The sequence below is a fragment of the Streptomyces sp. NPDC001668 genome, assembly GCF_042893155.1.
GTDB lineage: Bacteria > Actinomycetota > Actinomycetes > Streptomycetales > Streptomycetaceae > Streptomyces.
Genome location: NZ_JBIAUQ010000014.1, coordinates 159,260 through 183,420, shown reverse-complemented (window position 1 = coordinate 183,420; position 24,161 = coordinate 159,260). Strand labels below are relative to the sequence as shown.

General features: G+C 69.7%; 29 protein-coding genes. 5 read left to right on the top strand and 24 right to left on the bottom strand.

Translation table 11 applies throughout. The annotated features are described in order from the left end of the window. Positions 1 to 29 precede the first annotated feature (29 nt). A complete protein-coding gene (locus ACFYZ8_RS34125; protein ID WP_389050589.1) occupies positions 30 to 803 on the top strand; it encodes a helix-turn-helix transcriptional regulator in 774 nt (257 codons plus the stop codon). A gap of 62 nt (positions 804 to 865) precedes the next feature. On the opposite strand, the gene ACFYZ8_RS34120 is transcribed toward ACFYZ8_RS34125, so the two are convergent. The 4 genes from ACFYZ8_RS34120 to ACFYZ8_RS34105 all read right to left on the bottom strand — a co-directional run bounded on the left by ACFYZ8_RS34120 (position 866) and on the right by ACFYZ8_RS34105 (position 5,196). Next, the gene (locus ACFYZ8_RS34120; RefSeq protein WP_389050586.1) at positions 866 to 1,813 is read right to left on the bottom strand and encodes a phytoene/squalene synthase family protein; all 948 of its coding nucleotides are present in this window, start codon (positions 1,811 to 1,813) and stop codon (positions 866 to 868) included. Between the two features lie 38 nt (positions 1,814 to 1,851). Next, positions 1,852 to 3,126: a hypothetical protein gene (locus ACFYZ8_RS34115; RefSeq protein ID WP_389050583.1), complete on the bottom strand. Its 1,275-nt coding sequence runs from the start codon at positions 3,124 to 3,126 to the stop codon at positions 1,852 to 1,854. A 119-nt stretch (positions 3,127 to 3,245) separates the two neighbouring features. Beyond that, the gene (locus ACFYZ8_RS34110) at positions 3,246 to 4,601 is read right to left on the bottom strand and encodes an MAB_1171c family putative transporter (RefSeq protein ID WP_389050581.1); all 1,356 of its coding nucleotides are present in this window, start codon (positions 4,599 to 4,601) and stop codon (positions 3,246 to 3,248) included. Continuing rightward, entirely contained in the window at positions 4,594 to 5,196 is a 603-nt protein-coding gene (locus ACFYZ8_RS34105; protein ID WP_389050579.1) for an ImmA/IrrE family metallo-endopeptidase, read from the bottom strand. Before ACFYZ8_RS34105 ends, ACFYZ8_RS34110 begins: the two co-directional genes overlap by 8 nt. A 1,069-nt stretch (positions 5,197 to 6,265) precedes the next feature. On the opposite strand from ACFYZ8_RS34105, the gene ACFYZ8_RS34100 reads away from it, so the two are divergent. The 4 genes from ACFYZ8_RS34100 (at position 6,266) to ACFYZ8_RS34085 (ending at position 10,159) form a co-directional block, all read left to right on the top strand. Next, the gene (locus tag ACFYZ8_RS34100) at positions 6,266 to 6,754 is read left to right on the top strand and encodes a hypothetical protein (RefSeq protein ID WP_389050576.1); all 489 of its coding nucleotides are present in this window, start codon (positions 6,266 to 6,268) and stop codon (positions 6,752 to 6,754) included. A gap of 172 nt (positions 6,755 to 6,926) precedes the next feature. After that, positions 6,927 to 7,355, top strand: coding sequence for a hypothetical protein (locus ACFYZ8_RS34095; protein WP_389050574.1), 429 nt, complete (start codon positions 6,927 to 6,929; stop codon positions 7,353 to 7,355). A 15-nt stretch (positions 7,356 to 7,370) separates the two neighbouring features. Then, positions 7,371 to 8,588, top strand: a complete 1,218-nt coding sequence (locus tag ACFYZ8_RS34090; RefSeq protein ID WP_389050572.1) for an MAB_1171c family putative transporter — start codon at positions 7,371 to 7,373, stop codon at positions 8,586 to 8,588. 149 nt (positions 8,589 to 8,737) lie between these two features. Further along, complete coding sequence (locus tag ACFYZ8_RS34085) at positions 8,738 to 10,159, top strand: amidase family protein (RefSeq protein ID WP_389050571.1); 1,422 nt, start codon at positions 8,738 to 8,740, stop codon at positions 10,157 to 10,159. Positions 10,160 to 10,265: 106 nt separating this feature from the next. Here the strand turns inward: ACFYZ8_RS34085 and ACFYZ8_RS34080 are convergent, their stop codons facing one another. From ACFYZ8_RS34080 to ACFYZ8_RS33985, 20 genes are all read right to left on the bottom strand, one after another. Continuing rightward, entirely contained in the window at positions 10,266 to 10,694 is a 429-nt protein-coding gene (locus ACFYZ8_RS34080; protein WP_389050569.1) for a hypothetical protein, read from the bottom strand. 107 nt (positions 10,695 to 10,801) lie between these two features. Continuing rightward, positions 10,802 to 11,464 (bottom strand): AAA family ATPase, encoded by a 663-nt coding sequence (locus tag ACFYZ8_RS34075; RefSeq protein ID WP_389050566.1) that lies wholly within the window; start codon positions 11,462 to 11,464, stop codon positions 10,802 to 10,804. Between the two features lie 221 nt (positions 11,465 to 11,685). Beyond that, a complete protein-coding gene (locus ACFYZ8_RS34070; RefSeq protein ID WP_389050565.1) occupies positions 11,686 to 11,994 on the bottom strand; it encodes a hypothetical protein in 309 nt (102 codons plus the stop codon). A 47-nt stretch (positions 11,995 to 12,041) separates the two neighbouring features. After that, positions 12,042 to 12,584 carry a hypothetical protein gene (locus ACFYZ8_RS34065; RefSeq protein WP_389050562.1) on the bottom strand — a complete coding sequence of 181 codons (543 nt, stop codon included), beginning with the start codon at positions 12,582 to 12,584 and terminating at the stop codon, positions 12,042 to 12,044. Then, positions 12,581 to 13,129 (bottom strand): hypothetical protein, encoded by a 549-nt coding sequence (locus ACFYZ8_RS34060; RefSeq protein WP_389050560.1) that lies wholly within the window; start codon positions 13,127 to 13,129, stop codon positions 12,581 to 12,583. Before ACFYZ8_RS34060 ends, ACFYZ8_RS34065 begins: the two co-directional genes overlap by 4 nt. Then, entirely contained in the window at positions 13,126 to 13,596 is a 471-nt protein-coding gene (locus ACFYZ8_RS34055; RefSeq protein WP_389050558.1) for a hypothetical protein, read from the bottom strand. Before ACFYZ8_RS34055 ends, ACFYZ8_RS34060 begins: the two co-directional genes overlap by 4 nt. A 106-nt stretch (positions 13,597 to 13,702) precedes the next feature. After that, the gene (locus ACFYZ8_RS34050) at positions 13,703 to 14,617 is read right to left on the bottom strand and encodes a hypothetical protein (protein ID WP_389050556.1); all 915 of its coding nucleotides are present in this window, start codon (positions 14,615 to 14,617) and stop codon (positions 13,703 to 13,705) included. Positions 14,618 to 14,805: 188 nt separating this feature from the next. Then, the gene (locus ACFYZ8_RS34045) at positions 14,806 to 15,000 is read right to left on the bottom strand and encodes a hypothetical protein (protein WP_389050554.1); all 195 of its coding nucleotides are present in this window, start codon (positions 14,998 to 15,000) and stop codon (positions 14,806 to 14,808) included. Positions 15,001 to 15,468: 468 nt separating this feature from the next. Continuing rightward, positions 15,469 to 15,705 carry a hypothetical protein gene (locus ACFYZ8_RS34040; protein WP_389050551.1) on the bottom strand — a complete coding sequence of 79 codons (237 nt, stop codon included), beginning with the start codon at positions 15,703 to 15,705 and terminating at the stop codon, positions 15,469 to 15,471. A 268-nt stretch (positions 15,706 to 15,973) separates the two neighbouring features. Then, entirely contained in the window at positions 15,974 to 17,104 is a 1,131-nt protein-coding gene (locus tag ACFYZ8_RS34035) for a hypothetical protein (protein ID WP_389050549.1), read from the bottom strand. Between the two features lie 10 nt (positions 17,105 to 17,114). Further along, positions 17,115 to 17,588, bottom strand: a complete 474-nt coding sequence (locus tag ACFYZ8_RS34030; RefSeq protein WP_389050546.1) for a hypothetical protein — start codon at positions 17,586 to 17,588, stop codon at positions 17,115 to 17,117. Between the two features lie 11 nt (positions 17,589 to 17,599). After that, positions 17,600 to 18,607: a hypothetical protein gene (locus tag ACFYZ8_RS34025; protein ID WP_389050544.1), complete on the bottom strand. Its 1,008-nt coding sequence runs from the start codon at positions 18,605 to 18,607 to the stop codon at positions 17,600 to 17,602. After that, positions 18,604 to 18,903, bottom strand: a complete 300-nt coding sequence (locus ACFYZ8_RS34020) for a hypothetical protein (RefSeq protein ID WP_389050541.1) — start codon at positions 18,901 to 18,903, stop codon at positions 18,604 to 18,606. Before ACFYZ8_RS34020 ends, ACFYZ8_RS34025 begins: the two co-directional genes overlap by 4 nt. Positions 18,904 to 19,181: 278 nt before the next feature. Beyond that, the gene (locus ACFYZ8_RS34015; RefSeq protein WP_389050539.1) at positions 19,182 to 21,560 is read right to left on the bottom strand and encodes a hypothetical protein; all 2,379 of its coding nucleotides are present in this window, start codon (positions 21,558 to 21,560) and stop codon (positions 19,182 to 19,184) included. Positions 21,561 to 21,646: 86 nt separating this feature from the next. Beyond that, a complete protein-coding gene (locus ACFYZ8_RS34010) occupies positions 21,647 to 21,913 on the bottom strand; it encodes a hypothetical protein (protein ID WP_389050536.1) in 267 nt (88 codons plus the stop codon). Further along, positions 21,910 to 22,098 (bottom strand): hypothetical protein, encoded by a 189-nt coding sequence (locus tag ACFYZ8_RS34005; RefSeq protein WP_389050534.1) that lies wholly within the window; start codon positions 22,096 to 22,098, stop codon positions 21,910 to 21,912. Before ACFYZ8_RS34005 ends, ACFYZ8_RS34010 begins: the two co-directional genes overlap by 4 nt. Beyond that, positions 22,095 to 22,247 carry a hypothetical protein gene (locus tag ACFYZ8_RS34000; protein WP_389050532.1) on the bottom strand — a complete coding sequence of 51 codons (153 nt, stop codon included), beginning with the start codon at positions 22,245 to 22,247 and terminating at the stop codon, positions 22,095 to 22,097. The genes ACFYZ8_RS34005 and ACFYZ8_RS34000 overlap by 4 nt, the downstream gene beginning before the upstream one ends. Further along, the gene (locus ACFYZ8_RS33995) at positions 22,247 to 22,486 is read right to left on the bottom strand and encodes a hypothetical protein (RefSeq protein WP_389050530.1); all 240 of its coding nucleotides are present in this window, start codon (positions 22,484 to 22,486) and stop codon (positions 22,247 to 22,249) included. The genes ACFYZ8_RS34000 and ACFYZ8_RS33995 overlap by 1 nt, the downstream gene beginning before the upstream one ends. A gap of 206 nt (positions 22,487 to 22,692) precedes the next feature. Next, positions 22,693 to 22,950: a WhiB family transcriptional regulator gene (locus ACFYZ8_RS33990; RefSeq protein ID WP_389050527.1), complete on the bottom strand. Its 258-nt coding sequence runs from the start codon at positions 22,948 to 22,950 to the stop codon at positions 22,693 to 22,695. 206 nt (positions 22,951 to 23,156) lie between these two features. Beyond that, positions 23,157 to 23,597 carry a hypothetical protein gene (locus ACFYZ8_RS33985; protein WP_389050525.1) on the bottom strand — a complete coding sequence of 147 codons (441 nt, stop codon included), beginning with the start codon at positions 23,595 to 23,597 and terminating at the stop codon, positions 23,157 to 23,159. Between the last annotated feature and the right edge of the window lie 564 nt (positions 23,598 to 24,161).

Here is a 24,161-nt window from a genome sequence, read left to right as displayed (position 1 = left end):
TTGCACGTGTCCGAGGGCGTTACCCTTCTGTGCGCCGTGCACGCGGGTTCATCGACGAAGAAGCAGGAGACCGCCCGTTTATGGACAACACCACTGTGGTGGAGGGGGTCGCGGCGGCCCTGGCCGGGGTCAAGGCGGAGCTTGAGAAGCTGGGCCACACCATCGAAGTGATCAACTTCGACCGGCTCACCCACGAGACGGGCATCGCCGAGGCAACAGTCCGCAAGCTCTTCGCGGGGGAATCCGTCAGCCCGGAGGAGGTGGACCCGCCCTTCAAGGAGCGCTTGCGGTTCCTCATCGAGACCAGGCTCCATCCGGACGGCCGGCAGTACACCCGTGCCGAACTCGCCGCGGCCGCGGGCTGCAACAAGTCGACGATCACTCATCTCCTGAACGGCAGCCGCAACCCCGGCTTCGAGACCAGCAACAGGCTGGCCAACCATTTCGAGGCACCCGGGTTCTTCTCGATCGGTCCCGAGAAGGCGCTCCTCGCTGCGCTGGAGCCCGTGTTGGTGCAGGCCCGTTTCATTGCGAAGCTCAAGGGCGAGCAGGTGGAACACGTAGCCCTGCGCGGAAGCCTGGCCGATCGCAGCCCCCAGCTCGCGGAGCAGCTGCAGGCGGCGATCCAGCAGGTGGTCGATTCGGCCCGTGCCTCGAATGCGCCGGCGGGGCCGGCAGGCGAGGACGACGACCCGGAACTCAGCGAGCTCACCGCCGAGTTGCGCTCGTTGCCGCCTACACGCCGCAGGGGCGTGATGAGCATCATCAAGAGCGCCGTGGGCCTGGCCAGCCGGGACGAGTGACAGCCTCTTCGGCAAGCGATCCAGACGGTCCGCGACACCGGCCCGGCCTTACGACCGCACGGTCACCGCACTCGCCGTTGCTCGCTCCTGGCGGCGAGGTACTGCCGCCCCAGGAGGCGGAGGGTGGCTGCGATCGGCGGCCGCACCCCACCGTGCAGGAGGGAACCTCCCTTGCGGCGCACGGCCTGAAGCTGCAAATCCTGTACGGAGATCAGGGCTCGCACAAACGGCCGGTACGGTGCCTCGACCAGGCCGGGCAGTTCCCGGCACCTGCTGAGCGCTTCCTCAGCCAGATCGGCCTGCGCATCGACCAGCCGCCCCAGTGCGGGCACGCACGCCTGCGACTTGGTGCGGAGGTCCTCGAAGGTCAGACCGTGCGCGGCGAGTTCTTCACGGGCGATGCCGATGCGGGACTGCTCGGCGTCCTCGGCAAGGTCGGACAGGAAGTCGGCCCGCTGCCACGCCTCGATCAGTGCTCGGCACCCCTGACGGAATGAATCGCCGACGCCAGCCTCCGGTGCCGGCGCGATCAGCGACGCGGTGAGCATCAGGGCGGGAAGCGAGTAGCTGTCGATGTAGGCCTGGAAGTCGGCCTCGGTGTCGAAGCCGGTCCAGTCGGCCTCGACAGGTGCGCCGTCCAGGAAGTCGTGCACGTGCGCGGTCAGGTGCGGGTGCCGGCGGGCGGTGTCGGCGAGGGCCTGGAGCAGGGCAGCATCAGGAGTCTCAGGACGGGGGCCGGCGTCGAGGGACGTCCTCACCGCTCGGTCCCACGAGCTCAGTTCTTCCTTGCGGGCGACGGGATCCCCGGCGTCGATCCGCTCGTCGGTCTCGTGCATGAAGGCGACCACGGCGACCACGGAGGGGTGGAGCCTGGCCGGCAGCAGCAGCCGGGCGGCCAGGTACTGCTGGAGGGCGAACTTGCGCACCACTTCTCGCTGGGCGTCGTAGGCGCGCCGCAGGTTCGGGTCAGTGATGCCGGCCTCGGTCAGGGCGGCGGTCCAACGGGGCACTGCTCTCCTTCGGTGTGGTTCCGGAACGGACATGGTGGTCAACGGCCGACGAGGACACGGGCCGTACGCAGCAGGACGTGGGGGCGGGCAAGGGCTCGCGGATGCTGTCGCATGTGAACGACGTCCATGTAGGTGCGGTTGATCTCGGCATCCCGCATGGAGGCTTGTGTGATCTTGTCGCCTACCCAGCGCATCAGGGGATAGCCGCGGGGGTAGGGGCCGATGACGTGGGGCTGGGCAAGATCCGCGGTCGTCGACAGCTTCCATCCGGCGTTGACGAAGACGTCCGCGCGCCGGAAGTACCCAAGGGCCGGCTCGTGCGGTGCGGCTCCGGAGCGCAGGTAGGCCGCGAGAGCGGAGGCTTGCAAGGCCGCGAGCGTCAGGCCCTGCCCGTAGACCGGGTTCACCGAGGCCACGGAATCGCCGACCGCGGCCAGCCCGCCCGGGAACCGGCTTACTGCGCGGAACCGGCGGCGCCGGCTCTCGCGGAAGTGGAAGGGTTCGACATCTGACTCCAGCGCGCAGTGCTCGGCCACCACACGCAGCGGCTGCACGCACCGTCCCATTCTGCTGAGGAACTCCTGCGGGTCACGGCTGGGCCGGTGGCCGGCGTAGCCGGCCAGGACGACCGTCCACCGGCTGTCCTCGACTGCCGCGAGTGCGCCGGGTTCGCACAATGCCGGCTGGTAGGCGCTGTCCGGGCCGGGAGCGGAGTGAGCGATCACCGTCCCGGGCAGTTCGCTGCCCCGGCGAAATGTGGCTGTGGCGTAGCCGAGGTCGATTCTCATCCGGTCCAGCGGCGGGACCGGCCACCCCTCCTGCTCAAGCCAGGCACTCAGACGGCTCGATCGGCCCATGGCGTCGACCACGAGGTCGGCGGTGAGCGTCGTCGTCTCGAGCTGGTGCCCGTTCGGGGCGTAGCGGACGCCGCGCACACGGTCGCCTTGTATGAGAAGTCCTTGGCCACGGCCGGCGATGAATCGCACGTTGGGCAGGCCTCGCGTACGCCGTCGTACGGCCCGCTCGACGAACAGGCGGGTGGCGCCGAGCATCTCCACGTCGTCGAGCGGGAGACGACGGTGTCCGTCGACGTAGAACTGGACGGCCTGCCCGCTGGCGACCAGGGCGCCGTGCGCGGTCATCTCCTTGGTGATGCCGGGGAACCAGCGCTCCACTTGGGTGTGCCCCATGGCAAGGAGGGCGTGCAGCTGGCGGCGGTGCGGTGCGCCCGGGCCGCTCGCTTCGTGGTCGAGAAGGTCGGGTTCCACGATGACGACGTCCTCGGCGAAGTCGCTCAGCACGCGGGCTGTCATCAGCCCTGCAAAGCTCCCTCCCAGCACCACTGCCCGCTGCACGGGGCTCCCCTCCGAGCCCGTGACGGCTCTGCTCCGTTCCGAGATGCGCGCCGTCAGCAGCGGCGTCGGGCGCGACACTACCTTGCCGTCGCAGGAGCCTGGGGTGCCCCTTCGCCCTCGTGAACGGAACGGACCACCCGCAACGAGGCCTCCGTCAGGGGCTGATGCAGCGCGCGGGCGACCCGTACCAGGCGCTCCCGTTCCTTGGCGGCAGGAGTGCCCTTGCCTGGCGCGAAGATCGGCACCGCTCCCGGGGGCGAAGCCGGCGCAGGGCCGTCCGGGCCCGCAGCCTGGAGGCGCTCGACCGCATCGCGAAGAACTGCGGCCGTCGCGGCGGCTTCGAGGTCAGGCGGTGTCAGCCCCTTCTTGCCCAGGCCCAGCTGGCTTCGAAGGGCGGGGGTCTTCAGAGCTTCTGCGTGCAGTGACGTGACAGCTTGCACCGGCAGCTCACGCACCATGGAACTCCGCTCAAGCCTGCGGATCCCGTCGAGGATCTCGATGACGCGGCGATGGAGCGTCCATCGCACGTTCAACAGGCGGTTCGGCCTGGAGGGCCCCGCGGCGGCTGGTGCCGGCTGAGCGAAGCCGTCCGGCTGTTGTCCCCTGACACCAAGGACAAGTTCCTCGTCGACGCCGGAGACGACGAGATCCCACAAAGGCTGCAGCACCGCGATGTCGCGGCGCTCGCGAAGCCAGGTGCTGACCACCGCTCCGCTGACTCCGTAGCAGGTCAGGACGGAGCCCACGCATCCGAAGGCGGCGCCCAGCACTCCTATGCCGTCGAGTTGGTGATGGCCAGTGGCCGCTGCCGCGACCGCGGGCGCCGAGCAGAGCACGTACCCGAACGTCACGAGATGGCTGAGCCCGTACCAGCGAACGGAGTGTTTGAGGGTCTCGTCGTCGAACCGGGCCCGTCGTGAGCGCAGGCCGGCGGTCAGCGTTCCACAAGCGAGCATCACCAGGAACACGGCGAGGAAGACACAGACGTGCGGCTCGTCCACCTGCTCGGTGTTGAACCGGAGCGGATCGGCGGGGCCGTCAAGGTCGGCCTCCACGAACTCGACGATCATGATCGTCATGGATATGGCGTAGGCGACCGCCCAGGCCTTGAGTTGGCGGTGCAGCCTTCCTGGCTGGTCCGTTTGGGGCGCGGTCCACACCATGGTCAGAAGGTGCTGTGTCGCAAAGCACAGCAGGATGCACAGGTAAATCGGCAGCGTGGGAAACCATGGGTGGCCGGTTGCCGCGCCGAGGGTCCGGTAACCCCACGGAGAGGCCACTACGTAGACGGCGCCGCCCAGGCTGTGGCTGGCGGCCTGCAGGCCCAGGGCGAGGTTGGGAGACCGCAGAAGGGCTGTGCCCTTCCAGCAGGCGATCGTCCAGTGGAGGAACGCGATGATCAGGTATGCGACGGTCGCGCTGTTCTCAGACACCGGTCCCCCGGTGTGTGAAGAGCGACGTGGCGCCATGTGCGTCGGGGCGGCGGAGCACAATCTTGCGTTCCAGTGCCACGGTGGCGAAGGCTTCCACTTTCCGTTCGACGGGCGAGTCGTAGTGGGACCGCTGGAAGAACGCGGTGACTTCGCTCGGGTTGAGCGCGGGCGTGAGCTGGACCGCCAGGTCCATCGACAGCGGGCTGCCACGGCCTGTCTGGAGGGGCACTTCGACTTCTTCAGGTTTGTCGAAGAGGAAGTGGCCCAGTTCATGCGCGACGGAGCTCACCTTGGTGAGTTCACTGGCGTCCTGGTCGACCGCGATGTAGTCCCGCTCCGGAGTGGCGAGGGAGAAGGCGCTCACCGACAACGGCATGTCGATGTCGAGCACCGAGATGGGCTTCCCCCGCCGGAGCGCCACGACTTCCACCAGGTCGTCGATGCTCTGCACGCTCGAGAGGCCGAAGTCCCTGCGGATCTGCCTGGCGACCATGTGGGTCTCGCGACGTATGGCGAGCTGTTCACGGGCCGTGCCGATCCAGCGCGGCACCTGCACGCGCGGCCGCTCCAATGTCTTGGCCGGCTGCATCCTCATTCCCCTCTTCCCCCGCTTCCCCCTGTGCTCGATTCCGTCGCCACTGCCCGATGGGCGGGTCCGCGCTGCCAGCCAGCTGCAGGCTGCTGGAGCGACGCGGACAGATGGACAGACAAGTGGCATCCGGTTGCATTTGCCATGTCACATGCGGTGCGCCAGGCCCGGCTTCTTCGGTCATGAGGCCCGCACCAGCGGCGGATCGCCCGGTCCACCCCCGTCATCCGTGCTCCTTACCCCGTGTCTCGACCACGCCCCGGAGGGCGCTTTCAAGCCACCTAACTCAAACACGCGTTCTATTTAAGTGTCGAGTCGGTTACTCATCGCACACGCGAACCGGCCGTGTCACCAATGCCTCCACCCGGCGCTCGACAGGTCGACCCGGCCCGTGGCGGCGGGTCGCATAGGTTGGGTTACGGGGGGTAACAGCCCCTCGTCACGTCCGTCCGAATCACCCGAAGGTCGGGCGGATTGCGCCTTCCCAACCGGAAGGCACCCTGCCTGCGACTCACCGGCTTCGCAGAATTCCGGCCTCCGCTAGGGTCTGGCCGGCGGCTGGTCCCGTCACCCCGAGGAGGGGGCCGTCGAGCCGGTCATCGCAGGTCATAAGGTGTGAGCCCGACGCCTCACCCTGTCCGGGCTCCCGACGGCCACTGAATTGCGAGGAGTGAATCTGTGCCCGGTAATTTCAGGGAGCAAGTAGTTCGGCCTGCAGAATGCGGGGCGCGCGGATCGCGAATTCCCAGCGCCGTTGCGGCAACCCGCTTGGTGTGCGGCGCCGTTGGGAGTGCCGTGCGGCAGCGATACCGTCGGCCAAGCCCCCGCCGCGCCATTGACAGGAAAGCCACACGGATCACAGTGAGTGATCACTTCACGACGGGAGGGTCCATTCCGCGGCGACCTTCGGGACGCTCGACCCCTCACCGGCGTCGTCGTGATCCCCATGAGTGCACCTTCGGTGGTCGTCCGGACCGGGCGTGGCCCAGGTCAACTTGCTTGCGAAGGCGAACCTAACTTCCGACCGCCGCATCGTCAACTATAGTTTAGCCAAGTCGAGAGGGAGCAACGCATCGTGGTCCGTGAAGCCGAGACGCCGGAGGAAGGGACGCCGGAGCCGACCGAAGAGGTTCCCGTCCCCGGTCCGGGGGCGCCGTTCCATGAGCGCCTCAACTACCTGTTCGACCGGGTTCGCCCGCCGGGCGGAGAGGAGTTCAGCAACGCCCACGTCGCCCGGACGATCTCCTCCTACGGCGACGTCAGCATCACCGGGGCCTACATCGGCCAGCTCCGCAAGGGCCAGAAGACCCCGACGATCAAGCTGCCTCCGCTCTTTGCACGGTTCTTCGGAGTGAAGCCTCGCTTCTTCGTCGAGGACGAGGAGCGCCAGAAGGTCACCGACCAGTTCGAGTTCTTGAGGAAGCTGAACCAGGCGGGTGTGAAACAGATCGCACTTCGTGCTATCGGTCTGTCGCCCAAAAGCCTTGGAGAGGTGATGAAGAAGCTCGATGCCGTGCGTGAAGAGGAGGGGCTGCCGCCCGCCTCGGATGAGGATCTCTTGTGAACTGCTATTAGGCTCTGCTAACCGCGGCACTTGGAGAGGACCCCGCATGTGGCACAGCCGTCGTGCGCGCCGCCCCATCGACGAAGCTGAGGAAGTCGAGCGGCGCAGCCGAGCATTTGTTGAAGAATTGGATCTTCCTCCGGTCGACAGCGTCCTGGATCTTCTGCCGTTCATGGAACAGAAGTTGGGCCGCGAGATCCGGCTGATGCCGTTCATCCCGGATCTCAGCGACCCGGACTCTCTGGACGCGAGCGCCCCGTGCGGCATGTGGATGGCCACCGAGACGACGGACTACCTCTTCTACGACGAGGGTGTCAGTCCCACGTACACCCAGATCATCGCCGGTCATGAGTTCGCTCACATGCTCAAGCACCGCGACAAGAAGGAGTCCCTCGAGGTCGACGGCCTCGGCGGTCTGATCACCGACATCGACCCGGCCACCGTGCGGCTCGTCCTGGGCCGGACCCGCTTCGATGAGCCGGACGAGTTCGAAGCGGAGATGATCGGCTCCCTGCTGCGCGAGCACGCCATGACCTCCCGCGCCACGGCAGCCCGCAGTGCCCGCGCGCGAGATCCCATAGCCCGCACCCTGCTGCGCTGACCCGAATAGAAGATCGTGAAAGACCTCCTGCACCCCCTGTGCCTGTCGATCGCCGGCACCGGTTTCCTCTTCCTGCTGCGTGACCTCGGCAAGAGCCGCCGCGATCCGGCGCTGGTCGCCCTCGCCTTCACCTACGGCTTCTCCGCCCTCAGCTACGCCACCTCCCTCACCTGGGTGTGGGTGCGCATCGACCGCACCCTGGGCGTCACCAACATCTCCGTTCCGCTCGCCCAGAGCTGCGTGGTCCTGGTCCTCGCGCTCCAGGCCACCGTCCTGGCCCACTGGTCCAAACCCCTTGAAGAGGCCAGGCGCAGGGGCCGGTACTTCCTCACCGCGGCCGGCGTCGTCATCGCCGCCATGGCAGTGCTGTTCACACTCCTCACCCCGGTCGCCCCGAGGCCTACCGACTTCTCCCTGTACTACGCACACGATCCGTACTTCCAGGCGTACCTGACGCTCTACATCGCCACCTACACAGTGGCCCAGGTCTACCTGGCGCGCTCGTGCTGGAAATACGCCCGCGCCGCGACGAGCTCGTCGATCGCTGTCGGCCTGCGTCTGGTCTGCGTCGGCGCGATCATCACGCTCGGCTACAGCGCCATCCGAATCGGCGCTGTCCTCGGCGCGATCTTCGGCTTCGGCGTGAAGGGACTCGAACCGTACGCCTGGCTGTGCGGCGACATCGGGGCCACCCTCACTCAGGTCGGGTACTTCCTACCCACCCTGGTCAGCCGCACCGAGGACGCCCGAGCGTGGGTGATGGCACACATCCGCTACCGGCGTCTGCATCCCCTGTGGGCTGCGCTGGACCAGGCCGATCCCGGCATCACCCTGCGCCGGCCAGCCCCGCAGCGCGGTGCCATCCTGCGTGGACGCAGCGCCCACTTCCCGCTGCTGCGCCGGCAGGTCGAGATTCGCCAGGGGCAGAAGATGCTGCGCCGCCACCTCGACCCCGCCGTACGGGCCGAGTCGGAGAAGCGCCGCACGGCCGAAGGGCTCAGTGGCCCCGAGTTCGTCGCGGCCGTCACCGCCGACCAGATCCATCACGCCCTCATCCGGTACCACGCCCACGACGCCCTTGACGCCCCTGCCGAGTACGCCGACGCGGCGCTGCCTCTCGAAGCGGACGAGGAACTCGCCCACCTTCAGCGCGTCGCGTCGTACTTCACGCCGCCCAAGCCGACGGCCGCTCCCGCTGAGCGTCCCGGCACCGCCTCTGGAGTCCGCCCGTGATCTTGCGCCGCACCTTGCTCGTCGCCTCCACCGCTCTTGCTGCTGCAACTGCCATGGCCACGCCTTCCTCCGCTCGCCCTCGCGCCGGCACTCGGCGGAGAGCGGGGGCAGAGCTCCATCTCGCACCCGCCCGGGAGCAGATCGCTGCCTTGAGGGACGGAACGATCAAGAGCCGTGCTCTGCTCGAGCAGTACCTGGAGCACATCGCCAAGACGAACCCGGCGCTGAATGCCGTCGTCACACTCGACACCGCGCGGGCTCGCGCGGCCGCCGACGAGGCGGACCGTCACCTCGCCCGGACCGGCAAGGTCCTCGGACCCCTGCACGGCCTGCCGATGACCGTGAAGGACGCCCTGGAGACGGAAGGGCTGCGCACCACCTGCGGCTCACCGGACCTCAAAGACCACATCCCCGTCCAGGACGCCGACGCGGTCGCGCTCTTGCGTGAGGCCGGTGCCGTCATCATCGGCAAGACCAACGTCCCGGTGATGTGCCAGGACATCCAGACCGACAACCCCGTCTTCGGGAAGACGACCAACCCGTTCGACAGCACCAAGACAGCAGGCGGCTCCTCCGGCGGCCCCGCCGCAGCCGTCGCCGCGGGCCTGACCGGTCTCGAAGTCGGCTCCGACCTCGCCGGATCCCTGCGCCTGCCCGCCGCGTACTGCGGGGTCTACGCGCTGCGTACCTCCCGCGGCGCGAGCCCCATCGTTCCCACCCGCGGCCACATCCCCCGCCCGCCCACCTGGGCCACCAGCAGCGACATGATCACCCTCGGGCCCATCGCCCGTACAGCAGACGACCTCGATCTCCTCCTGGACGTCCTGGCCGCGCCCGCCCCTGCCGACCGCGCCGGCTGGAAGATCGACCTGGCCTCCCCGGCCAAGAGCAGCCTCGGCGAGTACCGCGTCGGCATCTGGGCCGACGACGCCTACTGCCGGGTCGACGCGGACACCCGGGCGCTCCTCGACCAGGTCGCCGCTCTCGTCCGCAAGGCCGGGGCGGACATCGACGACTCCACCCGGCCGGTCGACTTCGCCGAGAGCGACACGCTCTTCCAGCGCCTGATGTTCGCCACGGCCTCCGCCACTGCCACCGATGCCGCCTTCGCCGCCGACGTCGAAGCAGCCCAGAAGATCCCCAACGGCGACCCGAGCGGCCTGTATCTGCACTCCCGGACCATGCGGCACCGGGACTGGTGCCTGGCCGACGAGGCCCGGCAGAAGCTCCGCACCGCGTGGGCCCGCTACTTCGCCGACCACGACATCCTCATCACCCCCGCCACACCGACCGCGGCGGTCGCCGACCAGAGCAGCACGCCGCCCCCGCAGCGCTACATCACCGTCGACGGCCAGAAGCGCTCCTACTACGACCAGACCAGCTGGCTGAACCTGGCCAGTCCGGTCGGCCTGCCCGCCGTGGTGCTCCCCGCCGGCAAGACCGACGCCGGACTGCCGCTCGCCATCCAGATCATTGGCCCGTACCTGGCCGACCGGACCGTCATTGCGGCGGCCAAGGAACTCGCGCGGCGGCTGCCCGCCCCCATTCGGCCGCCCGCGTTCACGGCATAACGCAGCCCGGTCGGGGACGGCGGACCCGGCACAGCAGGCCGGGTCGTGCACGGCCAAGCCCCCGCGTTCAGGCAACGGTCCCAGCGGACCAGCCGAGCAAGGGGGCTCAGTCATGCTCTGACCCGCTCGGGCCTGGGCGGGCCTGCGATCCCCACCGCCCGGGCACAGGCACCGCTGACCGTCCCCAGGACACGGCAGGCAGAGCCGTGCCCTGGGACCATCCGCTCAATTCCCCCTGCTCGTAGCGGCCGTAGACATAGCGCACGCTGCCTGCGCGGCTCTCCACCGCGGCAGCACATGTGACCAGAAGCTCAGCGATCAGATCGGCGCCCCGGCCCGGGCAGGACACCGTGGCGATCTCGCGCCACGGCTCGGCCGCGGTGTCCAGACGGGCAACGATCCGGGCCGGCTGCCCAGCCACGGCCAGAGGGGCCTCGGCCCCTGAGAAGGGCCGACCCCACAGGTCGACCTCGATGATCCGGTCGACGCGGACCAGTCGCGCGCTGGAGGTCTGCAGCCAGGCGGTGCCGGTCATGGGTGAGGGCTCCTTCCGATTGCGGTGGAGCGCGACCGTACGACGGCGGCCCTGTGGATGGGCCCGGGCCAAGCCGCCATGGAGCGACCGAGCAGGGCGGGTTCGGATCAGGCGATCCGGAGTCGGACGGTGTGGATGTCGGTGAAGCCCTCGTCGGCCAGCTGCTGGGGCGTCGGCGTCTGACCGTGCTGCGAGACCAGCTTGGAGACGGGGACTTGGCGGCTGCCGGACCGCTGTGCATTCAGCTCGGCGCAGGTGTCCAAGTCAGTCTGGAAGAGGACGGCGGCGAGGTCGCGCTGGTGCTTGCGGGCGAGGGCCACCAGGCTGGCACGCTTGTCCGCCTCGACGTTGGTGGCGTCCACCACGGCGGTCTGGCCGTACTCCATCCGGGAGGCGACGAGGATGTTCTGGAGGTGCACGGCCTGGGGGGTCACCTCCTGATTTCCGCCATCTCCGCACAGGCGTTCGCGCATCTCGTCGAGCGACACCACCCAGTGGTACGGGAAGGCGCCGGCGAAGTGGGACTTGCCCGAACCGCCCGGCCCGATGCAGACAACGAGCGAGCCCGGCGCGAACGTGGCGGTCGCCTTGTGGGCCTCGTGTTGTCCTGCGTAGGCGAGGGCTTCCGGCTTGTCGCGGTGGCCCGCCAAGCCGGCGTCGCAGTCCGCGGCCGAGCAGGTCCATCCGTAGCTCATCTTCCGGTCGTTGACCGGGATCTCCACGAGATTCGCGAGGTGGAGCGAGGGGGCGACAACCAACGGGCGGGGCATGAGGGCCTCCTTGGCAAAGGGCGTACTGGCAGCGGCCGCCCATCGGCCGGGCGGCGAAGTGGAGATGATGAGGGTGCAGTCGGAGCGCACCCGGTCTGCTCGGCAGCCGACCGGCTCAGGCGAGGCCGGGCATCAACGCGCCAGCGCCGTATGCGCCGAGGGCGGACACGTCTGGCCCGGTCGGGATGGGCTACCGGGGAATGCTGTACCCGAGCCCGGGGTCAGGAGGTCTTGCGCGGGCCCTGTCCGAGCCAGCGGTGCTCGATGAAGACGGCGCAGGCCACCTGGAGGGGCCAGATGACCAGGAACAGCGTCCACAGCACGACCAACACGAAGCGCATGAAGCGGGGAGCGCTGCCCACCTTGCGCGCGATGCGGGGGTCGCGCTCGGCAAGATCTTCGTAGTGGCGGTGCAGACCCCGCAGGGTCCAGTCCCACCGCAGGATTCGCCCGGCCGCGGCGAATGCGACGAGGCCGAGGACGATCCAGGCCGTTACCGCGGCAGCTGCGAGCAGCTGGTTTTCTTCCATCGGGCTCTTTCTGCGGTTGGGGCGGGTACGTTGCGCCGGATCGGCGCTCAGGGACGTGGCGTTGAGGACGACCAGCTGCTGCCGGCAGAGCAGTCAGCCGGCAGCGGGGTCCCGCTGACAAGGTGGTGGACCAGGCCCAGGCTCAGGCGCACGCAGGTACGGGCGGCGCCCTCGTCGGTGTCGTCCTTGTAGAACGAGGCGTTCACGAAGGCGGTCTCGATCCCCTTGGCCTGCTGGAGGAGCTGCCGGCGGCTGCGCCACTGTCCCTGCGGGCCGCGCGGGGCCCCGCACAGTGCGGCGATGGTGAGCAAGTGCAGCAGCCGGGTCTCGATGCGAAAGTAACGGACATAGTCGGCGCGGTACCGGTCCCGGGCTCTCCAGCCTTTGCCTTGGATCACGTGGTGCAGCTCACCGCCGGCCGCGACGGCCTGCACCGCGTGCCGGACAAGGAGGCCGCGCCACGACAGGCTCCTCGCCATGGAGCGGACCGCGTCCCAGTCGGCCTGGGTCATCTCCAGGCGATCGACTGCCTGCTGAGCCCGCTCCATGGCAGTGCGGCCGGTCAGCCGGCGGGGGCGGGACGGGCTCACGAGGCGCTCTCCCTTGCGGCGGTGAGGACTTCGAGCTGCTGACGTGCCTCCCGGGCGGCGGCGATCGAGGCGTCCCGGCCGTCGCTGTCGGCCAGCAGCTCGAACGCACGATGCCGCTCGGTGAGGTACTCAAGCATCTCGTCGAACGGGATGCTCTCACCCTTGCGCACGCGATACTCCAGCCCTTGGCCCCAGATGCGCACCGCGGCGGCTCGGCGTCGGCGCGCCTCATGGACCGGACCGAGGCGATCGGTAGTCGGCTGCCCGTCACCGGCCGCCTCGGCCTGTGCCGTCCGAAGGCGCGAGTGGACGACGCTGTAGGTGTCCTCGGCTTGCGGATGCGTGCCGTGGTCGACGGCGCCGGCCACGAACACGGCCGTCTCGTAGTGGTAGTCGGCCCAGTCGGCCACCGCGATCGTGGCGCCCACGCGGCGGGCGCGGGTGAGGATGCGCTGTCGGCGGGTGATGGAGGCGAAGGCATGCAGCCTCGCGGCGAGCTGGACCATGTCGGCGGCGGGGTCGTGGCCGGTGGGCGCGAGCGTCACGAGGTCATGCCTTTCTCGGTGTCGGCCAGGGAGAGGTAGACGCGGTTGCCTTCGCCGCGTGGCGCGGGCCGCTTGATCAGCCGGCCCTCCCCGGCGAGGTCGAAGACCGCGCTGCGGATGCTGGTCAGGGTCAGGCCGGTCGCCGTGCTGATCTGCGGGGCGGTGGCTTCGCCGTTCGCCCGGAGATAGGTGAGCACGCCGTCCTTGGCCGTGCCGGAGGAGCGGCGCCGGCGCGCGGACTGGGCCGGGGAGGTGCGGGGAAGCACACGGACCGGGCAGGTGGCGGCCATGGGGCAGCGGCTGCACACGGCGGCCGCTGCGTTGACGTAGCGGCTGGCTGGTGTGCCGGCGCGTGCGTAGAGCTCGTCGAAGGGATCTCGGTCGCTCACGCAGGCCGCGAGTCCCGCCTCGGCCGGCAGGGCGGGCGGCTCCTGCAGCTGCGGGTAGGCGCAGACGGGCGGTGTCACGGGGGCTCCTTTCGCGGACGTTGACCGTGCTCGTCGGTGGACGCTCCGGCGGGGCTCGGCCCCGGCGGCGTCCGGGCGCGGGCCGTGCGGCCCGTCGCGGCGGTGTTCAGCCTGTGGGCGCCGGATCCGGGCTCGCGGCCGGAAGAGCGATGGCGGCGGCCTCCTTGGCGCTCTTGAGCGCCGTCGTATAGGCCGTGACGACGGCGGCGACCTCGCCCGTCAGCGATTCGGCCTCCTCCGCGCCCAGTTCGTGGCGTGCCGTTCGGGCGAGCAGGTCCAGTAGCTCGTCATCGCCTTCACTGATCTGCTTCAGCTGCTGCGTCTCGGCGTACAGGCGCTCGGCCCTGGCGACCTGCTCGGCGTACGTCTCCAGAGCGGTGACCTGCTGCTCGATACCTTCGCGGCTCAGCTTGAGCAGACGGCGCCGCTCAGCGAGTACCGCCTGGGCGGCCTCACCCTTCGGGTCCTTCGGGGTCTTGCGCACCAGCCGGCTGTAGTCGCGCAGGGAGACAGCGATGTCCCACTCCTGGGCGGGGAGCAGCTGGGCGCTGCGCTGGCCGTCGATCAGGCCTTCACGGTGCAGGACGGACCGGGTGACCGTGCGGATGGCCGCCTGGGTCCGGGCCATCAGCTCGGCCGCGTCCGTCTCCAGGTCCTCGGGAAGGACGTAGCGCTCGCGATGGTCGCGGATCGTCCGGCGCCGGTCGCGTTCACCCTTGCGGTTCAGTACGGACCAGCCGGCCCAGATCACCAGAACAGAGACGCCGGGGCCGACGAGGCCGGAGAGCTGAGGCCTCAGCGCCTCCCATGCCTGCGGGAGCACCATGGAGAGGACTACGGCTGCCCCGCAGATCTTGGCGCCGCACTTCACCGGCTCCCATACTCCCCACCACACGCTGTGGTCCTTGGTGGGCAGGTTGGTCAGTTCATCCGGCGTCATGGTGCGGATGCTGCCGGCGACAGCGTCGGGCAGTTCCGGGTCGATGACCGTCTTCGGCCTCGTGTCCGTGGCAGGGCTCATGGTTTCCCTTGGGTCGTGTGTCCGGTGCCGGCGAAGGGGGCGGATCCGCCGGCCGTGCTCGAAGACCGCGGCCGCCAGGGGCAGAGCCGCAGCGCCGCCACCCAACCAGAATGACGCTTAAGACAATACATATCACGCCACCCAGACGCAACCCTTAAGCGTCAAATGTGAGGGCGGGTGCTCGCCGATCAGTCAGCGTGGCGCCGACGGGCGACAGCGCACACAGCCAGTCCCGCACCGAGGACCCCGACAGCGCTCAAAACGAGATCCCCCGGTTCGAGGGCGTCGAAGACGTCGCCGACCAGGCGGGCCGCGGCCACCAGGGGCGCTGCCGCCACGGTCAACAAGATGAAGAGGAAGAACAGGCGGACCGCGCCGAGCACGATCCTGAATATGACGAAGCAGGCCGCGATGCGGCAGAAGAAGCAGCAACACATGACGGTTCCAAGTGCCTGATACGCCGCGGCGTCCAGGCGAGTAGTGAACAGGAAAGGTTGAACAAGGCTCGGCCCCAGCCGTGCGCGAGGGCCAGCGGAGGGCCGGCCGCTGGGGATTGGCAGCAGGCCGCACACGGGCGGGAGTCCGGCCCGGCAGTCGGTGCCGCCCGGGACGCGCAACGGCTCCGCGCGCTGAACCGGTGAAACGGCGGGCCACGGGTCTACGACCGAGGCCTATGGAGGTCGCGTCGGCAAGGAAGAAGGCGTCGTCGAAAACCAGGTGGGCATTCGGCGGCGCTTTTCAGGCCTCCCGTACCGCAAGCAGTAACTTCAGGCCTGCTTTGGGAGTCGGATTCGACGCCGAGACGGGAGTCATAGCCGCGCGGCCTGACCATAGGTCAGAGCAGCGACGGCTTAGAGGAATTGAGAGAGGACCATGAGGGCGACGAATAGGCAGAGAGCGATGACCGGGACGCGCCACTGATCGAAGCCTGCCGCGCGGGTGATGCATTCGCCGTCGGGTTTTGCCAGCGGGCTGCCGTGGATCTGCTCGCGGTGGCCGTCACGGGTGCGGCGGGCCTGGCTCCAGGTGAGGTCCGGGACGGTGATCCGGCAGACGGGGCACCGGTAGGTGTAGGGCCCAGGGAACACGCGAACTCTCCTCCGGCGCACGGCGGTTGGCGAACCATAGTGCCTCAGAAGGGCCCGCGTTGGGTGGTAGGGCGGGGTAGAACCCCCGGTAGGAGCGGTAGGGCTGAGGTAGAACCCGCAGGTCAGGACGCAGGTAGGGCGAGTAGGTAGGGCATTCGGTAGAGGCCTGGCAGAGACGGGGAGCGGTGCAACGGCGGCGCCTGCAGCGACGACTGGAGGGGCCCGCGCGCGGGGCCGGCCGCGACCGGTTACATGCGGGCAGGACCCCTCACTCAGTGGCGTACACACGCGTGCGGTCCTCCACCAGAGACGGGGGGAGGTGGGGGCGCCGGCCAAGGTACTGGGCGAGCTCCTCATAGCGGACGCCGGCACGTACGCGCTGCTTTCCGTCGATGATGAGTTTGAATCCCTTGCTGTGAATGGGAATTCCAAGGGAGCTGAGGGCCGCGTTAAGGCTTGGAACGTCCCACTCTTCACCGTGCGGGGCTATTGGATCGAGGATCGCAGCGCGCAGGCCTTCGGTTCGGTTGATTCCGTCGAGCAGCGTTTCTGTGTGCACTCCCTTGTGCTTATGTAGGTGCTTGGCCGCTGCTACAGCGTGCTCCACATAGCGAATCAGGCCGGCGGCGGCCTGGTCCCGGGTGGGTACTTCCTCCGACTCCCCCGTCTCCCCCAAAATTTCATGATCATTTTCGGAGGTGGTCTGCTCCGCCGGCTTCTCGGACGGCACTCCTGCGGGTCGGGAGGACGCGGCCCGACCGGAGCGCGAGGCGACAATGGCCGCCGCGGACCACACACTGGCCGCTACGACCGCGACGGTCACCGGGTCGTCCTTACCCTGATGCACGAGACCAGCAGCGACCAGGAGGAGAAGGCCACCCCGCCTCACCGGCCTGGGCCAGTCACTGCTGTCGTCCGCGGTGGACTTGGCGTCGTCCCGCGACTCTCCCTTCTTGTCGGTCTTCGCGGGCTCCGCCTTCGTCTCCTCGGCGGTGACCCACTCCGCGATGGATGCACCGAGAATCACGGAGCCGTCCTTGATACGGACGAGGACCGTGACTGTGGCCCGCCACGTGGCGCGGACGATCCGGCTGGGGAGTCCCGCGAAGCGGACAGCAACGTCGCGCATCAGGGCGCCGGTCTCGTGGGCGAACTCGATCCAGGCCTCGCGGCCGACGAGGGCGGTGATCTCGGCGAGGATTCCCCCGCCGAGAACAAGGTCCTCACCCTTGTCGACGTCGTCGTGTTCCTGGTCCTCAACGGTGTCCTCGACCGGGGCTGCGTCGCCGTCCGGCGACGCTCCTGGGGAGTCCTTGGGCTCCTTCACCAGGGACAGCCCGGGCTGCGCAGTCGGCGCAGGGTCGGGCGTCACGGGGATGGGTTCGGGCTGTGCGGTCACCGGTGTCACCTCAGCCCGCCTTCGCCAGGACCTTGTCGGTGACCATGCCGATGATGTCCCAGAGGGAACCGCGGCCCGCTCCCGCGCAGGTGATGTAGAGGAAGAACGCCCAGAAGGCGATGGCACCGGGCTTGGGGCGGGTCAGGGCAAGGACGATGACCGCGAGGAGGGGCGGCACCGCGGGCCCCATGTCGCCCATGCCGAGGTCCTCTCGCATGATGTCCGCCGGGATGTTGGCCAGGCTGGTGAACAGGTCCCAGAACCCGCCGGCCTTGGCACATGCAGCGGCGAACAGGATGCCGATGATGATCACGGCACCGGGCTTCTTCTTCAGCTTGCCCGCGAGCTTGGTCTTCCCCTTCTCGCTGAGACCCAAGTAGAGGATGGCGCCGAGGAGGAAGGCGACGCCGCCGGCGCCGATGCGGCCGACAACGTCGGTGATCGCGGAAGAACCGGCGGCGAGTGTGGTGGTGTTGCTGATCAAGGTGGGCGTCCTTACACGATGGGGGCGGTGTAGAAGATCAAGGCGAGGCCGATGGCGGCGGTCGGGGTGCGCATCGCGCACGCGAGCGGCGGGAACCAGTGAGCCGTGCGCCGGTCGATGAACCACCAGGTCAGTGCACCGGTCAGGAGCGCCGAACCCATCGGGGTGGCGATGGCCGGGTCCCATCCGTGGGCGGTCATGTAGTCGACGACGTGGGTGCCGCCCTCGGCATAGCCGACCCCGGCCACGACGAACGCCGCGGCGGCCAGGAGCGGGCTCTTCTTCCTGACGGCAAGCCAGAGACCGCCGCCGAGCGCGGTCAAGCCGATCAGGGAGCCGATCAGCTGCCCGGGGGCGACGTAGCCGGCTTCCATGAACGCGATGACGCGCCGGTGCCAGCCCAGCCCCCAGGCGAGGGCCGTACCAGGCAAGTACAGGAGAGCTGCGCGCCGGCGCCCCTCCACCCGAGCAAGGGACTGCAGCGCCTTGGCCTGCCGCCACGCGCGGGCGATCGCGCCTTCGTCGTCCGGCGCCTGATCGGCATCGACGACGCCCTGGTCGCCCTCGTGGTCGCCGTCGTCGTAGTTGTCGTCGTCGACCTTCTCGACGTCGCTGTCGGCGGCGGGAGTCGGGGCGAGCACCGGCTCCGGGGGGACTTGCGATACCGGCCCGGCCGACGGCGGATCATCGCTGATGTTGCCGGTGTTGGTGTCCCAGTGGGCCTTGTCGTCGTAGTAGACGCTGTCCCACCAGTCATCCTCACGGGGCTTGCGCGGAGCGGGCGTTGGGGCCGTCTGCGGGGCTGCTGGGGCCAGCGGAGCGTCCTCTGGTCCCTCAGGGCCTGACGGCACCTCATCGGCCGCTACAGGGCTCTCAAGGGCCTCCTCAGGCTCCCAAGGAACCGCCTCGGAGGGCTCATCCGCCTTGCTGGCCCGGCTGTCGGCTTCTTCGAGCGTCTTGTCGATGCCGGCGAGGACGTCATCGACGGTCTTGGTCGCCTCTGCCTGGTTCGGGGTCATGTGGCGGGTTCCTTCTTCCACCCGTGGCGGGCGATCGCGTCGACCATGCGCCGGCGTGCCTGGAGCTCGTCCTGTCCGAGATCCGACAGGTCCACGTGCTCCGGACCGGGTCGGACCGGGCCGCTGGCGTGGTCCGGGTTGCTGGTCGGGGTGGTTTCTGCTTCCTCATCAAGGGCGTGCGGGCCGCCGCGCGGCAGGCGCCGGGGCGGGAGCCGGACCTGCACCTCGTCGGGATGGGCCGCGGGCTCATGCCGACGCATCAGGGCAGCAAGACGCGTCCGGAGGGTCCAGAGCATGGGAACTCCACTCGAAAGTCAGTGAGGGAAAGGCGGTTGGAGCCGGAGATCGAGCCGCGAAGAGGCGTCGCCGCGGACGCTGGCAGCGACGGCGTACGCCCTCTCCCCCGCGGCGGCCGTGGGGGGCACAGTGGGCCAACTACCGCCTCTACCTGCCCCTACCAGGCGATCTACCTGCGGTTTCGTCCGGCTCGAAGGATGCGGTCCCGCCGAGGCGCAAGAGAGGTGGAGCCGCCGGCGAAACGGTGGCTCCACCCCTGTGCGACCGACGGACGCGGCTAGACGCCGGCGGGAACGCGGTCCTCGGCGACCAGGGCCTTGGGCTTGGCTCCAGCCGCCAGCTGGACAGCGATGTACGCGGCTCGGTCGTTCGCGATCGTGCCCTCGAGCTCGTGGCGAACAACCCGGCCGATGTTGGCCTTGCTCACGTTCTCCTTGCGCTCAAGGAGCAGTTCGACGGCCCGGTACTCGACAGCCTTGAGCTCCAGCTCGGCCCGGTCCGCCTTCTCGGCCCGGTCCGCCTTCTCGGCCCGGTCCGCCTTCTCGGCCCGGTCCGCCTTCTCGGCCCGGTCCGGCTCCTCGGCCCGGTCCGGCTCCTCGGCCCGGTCCGGCTCCTCGGCCCGGTCCGGCTCCTCGGCCCGGTCCGGCTCCTCGGCCCGGTCCGGCTGCGATTCCTTGGGGTCGTCGGTGCTGTGGCCCGTCGGCCCGTGGGCCGGATCGGGCTTCGGCCCGGGCCGCGCTCCCTCCTCGGCCTGGGCCGGATCGAGGTGGGAGAGGTCCGGCCCGGACTGGGCCGGATCCGGCCCAGTTGTGGCCCGGTCCGGCTCGGCAGCCTCGGCCCGGGCCGCGAGCTGGTCCGAGTGCGCGGCCCAGTCGACGGCCCGGGCCGTCGAGGTGATCGGACGGAGCATCGGGATCGCGGCCGGGCCGAAGTCGGCGATGCCGACTCGGGGGACGACGATCCGGTGGCGGAGCAGACCGGCCCGGCGGTCGGCCCGGTCCGCGGCCCGGGCGGTCCGCTCGGTGGCCCGGGCCGCCTTGCGGACGGCCTGAGCCGCAGCCCGCACCTTCATCTCCTCGGCCGCGGCGTCCCAGGCCTTGTCCAGCGTGGTGAGCTCGCTGTTCGTGATCATCAGCGACCACGCGGTCCAGGACTGCACCGGGTAACGGGCCCAGCGGATCAGTCCGACCCGCGGGCGCGCCAACGCCAGCTTGCCCTGCTCACGCAGGTACTGACGGTGCATGAGCAGCGCGTACAACTCCCACAGGACCATGCCGACGAGGCTCATCGTGGCGAAGGCGACGGCCGGCTGCGTGGGCTGGCCGTCCGGCCCGCAGTGGTGGGCGTAGTTCATGGCGGCAGCGCCAGCGGCGAACACCCAGGTCATGACCCGGTACAGCAGGCCCGAGTCGCCCATGCGGCGGGCCTGGTGGTACATCCAGCCGACGAAGGCCGTGGTCAGCTCCCAGGCCGCGGCGAACCCGAGGGCGAAGATGGTCCACCAGCCGAACGCGGTTCGGGCGTAGTCCGTCTGCGACCACCAGGCGACGGCCATCGGGGCCAGGATCGGGCCGCCGACCAGGACCCGTCGGGCCTGGTTGCGGATCAGGGTCCTGCTCCACTCGCCGAGCCTGGCCATCCGGGAGCCCAGAGTGACACGGTCAGCGCGGAGTTCCCGGCGCCGGCGGCGCCGTTCCTGGCGGCGCTCGAAGCGGGACATCGCCTTGTTCCATGCCTCGTTGGCTTCCTTGAGGGTCGCCTCGGCCTGGGTGGCCGCATCCTTGAGCATGGTCTCGGCCCGTCCGGTGGCCTCCTTGAGGGCGACCTCGGCCTCGAGCAGCTTCTCCTCCGCGGCCTTCTCGCGGGCCTCGGCGCGGACGAGCGCCTCGGCCAGCCGCTCTTCGCTCTCTTGAGCGTCGTGCTGGGCCTTGGCGGTGATGCGGTCGGCTTCTTCCCGTGCGCGGGTTGCCGTGCGGGTGCTGTCCTCGTCGGCCTGACGGCGTACCTGCGCGGCGTCGTCCTGGGCCTGCTGCAGCAGCCGCTCGGCGGCATCGCGCTTGCTCTGGACATCACGCTCGGCCGTGTCACGCAGTTCCTTGGCCCGCTCAGTGATCCGGGTGGCCTCGGCCTCGGCGTCACGGCGCAGACGATTGCCCGCAGCAACCGCGTCGTTCTTCACCCGCTCGGCCTCGGCCCGAAGTTCCTCGGCCCGGTTCTTGGCGTTCGCGAGGAGGGACTGGGCGCGCTTGTTGGCGTCGGCGAGCACCCGTTCGGCGCGGGCCTCGGCCTGCTGGCATACCTCGGCTGCCTTGCCTTCGGCCTCGGTGCGCAGTTCCTCGGCGTACGCGCGGGCCCGCTCAAGGATGCGGTCGGCGTCCTGCTCCGCGGCGGCGAGGAGCGCGGCGGTCTTCTCCTCCGCCTCGGCGGTCGCCCGCGCCACCAGGTCCTGGGCGGAGGTCTCCGCCGTGTGGAGGAGCTCGGCGGCCTGCCGGTCGACTTCAGCGACCCGCACGTCGGCCTGGGCCTTCGCCTGGCCGGTCTGCTCTTCCGACACCGTGTGGCCGGCCAGCTCGTTTTCCGCCGCCCGAGCTGCCACGGTGGCCGTCACCCGGGATCGGCGGGGCTGCCGCTTCTTGTTGTTCTTGCGGCTTGTCACGCCGCGACTCCTTCCTACATGCAAAGGCGGGCCGGGCCCCGGTGAGGGGCCCGGCCCGTTGCCGGCCTGGCTCGACGGCCTTCCGATCAGCTCCCGGTCCGCGGCCCGGCGGCCGCCGTGGGAGTTACCTCTTCCGCCGGGGCGGTGTGGCCCAGGAGCAGGGCGAGCCGGGTCGGGGCCGGTGGCGTGCTGAACGGGCGCCGGCGGCGCGCGCGGGCCTGCTCGACCAGTGCGTCGACCTCGTCCGGTGTCAGCGGAACGGTCGAGCCGTCCTCGCACGTGCGGTAGAGGCTCAGGCGGCCGCCGGAGATCCTCCCGGCCGCCACATGGCGGGGCAGCGGAGATCCGGTCATGTCCGCCTCCGGCCGCGCAGGATGCCGCGCCGGGGAGCCGGGTAGTAGAAGCCGCCGGTCTCGTCCGTCTTCTCCCAGCCCGCGCGGTCCGCGTCGGCCGCGCTCTTGTGGGGCTTGCCCATCTTGTGCGGGCCGCTGCCGTGCCTGGAGGGGTCGGCGAACATGAACGCCAGAGGGTTCTTCATACCGTGCCTCCCTTGGCGGGAGTCCGCTCGGCGCCCCTGCTGCTGCGAGCGGTGTTCAGGTGCTCGGCCTTGGCGCGGGCCTGGTCGGCGGCGGCTCCGGCCTTGAGGGCCTCACGGGCGTGGTACCTCCACGCGGGCTGGCGTGTCATCAGGCCGCCTCCCCGATGAGGGCGTGCGCGCGCCGGCGGCCCGCCAGGGCCTCGGGCTCCTCCTCGTAGCCGACCCCGTCGTCCTCGGCGGCGATGTCGTCGATGGCGGAGCCGTGCGCCGGCACGGTGATGCTGTGGAAGCCGGTGGGGCTGGTGGTGCGAAGAAGGGGCAGCGAGGGGGTGGTGTTGGCGGGGTCAGTGTCCGGCTGCGGTCGGACATGGGGCATGGTGGTACGCACGCGATCAACTCCGTTGCGAGATCTGTGTCGAGATCGGTGAGTTGGTTGGCCAGTGGCCCCGTCGGCGCCTGGACCGCGCCACGGGGCCGCGCCTATGAACTGGGCGCAGGCGAAGTGCTGTTGGCCGCCCCTGTGAGGGCGGGAAGGAAGCCGCGTCGTACGGCGGCGCACGGGGTGCGCCGGAACCTCCGGCGGGCAGGGGTCGTTCAGCGAGAGGCGGCACGGGCCCGGTTGCGGGCGGCCCGGCGCTTCATCGCACGGCGCTCGTCCTCGCTGAGTCCGCCCCAGACGCCAGAGTCCTGACCGGACTCAAGCGCCCACTGGAGACAGATCTCGATGACGGGGCACCTGCGGCAGACGGCCTTGGCCTCCTCCGCCTGGATCAGGTAAGGGCCGGTATTGCCGATGGGGAAAAAGAGCTCGGGGTCTTCCTCCCGGCAAACCGCTTGATGGCGCCAATCCACGGCAAAACTCCACAAGTTGGTGAGGGCGATGGCGAGCCGTTTGATCAGGCTCTCCGGGGGCGGGAGCGACGCGGTGCGAGCGCCTCACGGGGGGAAACGGGCCGGCCGGGCCCTTGGAGGGCCCGGCCGGATTCCGTGGCGACTGCTCGCCCCGACGTGTCAGACCGGCACGGTGGTCCGTGCCGCCCTGGCAAGGGTCGTGATCGTCAGCAGGGGAGCTGGCTGGGCCCCATGGTCGCCGCGGCGGTGACGTAGCCCTGGTACGCACCCCAGCCGCCGTGGCCGTGGGTGATCTGGCGGACCAGGACGTAGCGGTTGTTGCTGGGGTGGCAGCCGAGGAACTGCGCCTGGTCACCCTCGCCCATCAGGCCCTTGATCGAGCCGTCGGCGTTGCGCAGGTACAGGCCGCCCGTGCCGGGCGCCGGCGCGACAGTGACCGAGGTCGCCGGGGTGACGGTGACGTCCTCGTACTCGGTCACCTTGGCCGTCTCCAGCTTGCCGGTGACCGGGTCGTGCCGCTGCTCGGTGTAGGAGCGGGTCGGCTGCGGGTCCGTCGGGGACGCCTGCGCCGGGACGGCGGTGGAGGCCAGCATCCCGATCGCGCCGGCGGTCGCGGCGGCAGCGGCTATACCAGCGGAGCACTTCATGGCTTCTCCTGATTCATGCTGAGAAATGTTCTGTCGGGCGACAGGGGATGGTTGAACGTTCCTGTGTGATCGGTTGGAGCACCCGGAGGGTGCGGGCCGGCTTGGCGGCAGTGGCCACCAGTGGCCGAGGCCGTCGGCGCTCGCCGTGGTGAGTGAGCGCCGACGACTGCGGTTACTGGTGCGTGCGCGGCGCCACCGCGCAGGGATCTCATCTAGACGCGGGCCGCTTAGTGTCCGGTCGGGCAGTTCCTTCCGGACCACCCCGGGGGGATCTATCCCGGGACGTCATCGCGAGCTGAAGGTGTAAGCCGCGTCGGTCTTAGAGCCGGTTGCGCGATACGTCGTGGGCGGCAGCCCTTTCTCGGCCGGCTGGTCTCCACTCGCTCCGGCCGATTCATCCAGGCCGGCCTTCTGTACTTCTGCGGTGGATCACTCTCTGAAGTTCTCGAGGTTCAGCCGCTTCCTTCGGTCTCCAGATGTGTGCGGAGACGTCCGGGCGGTTGACCGCCCCATCGGGGCGGTGCCGGTCCTTGCCGGCTGCTTCGCACCGGCGGTGTTTGCCGT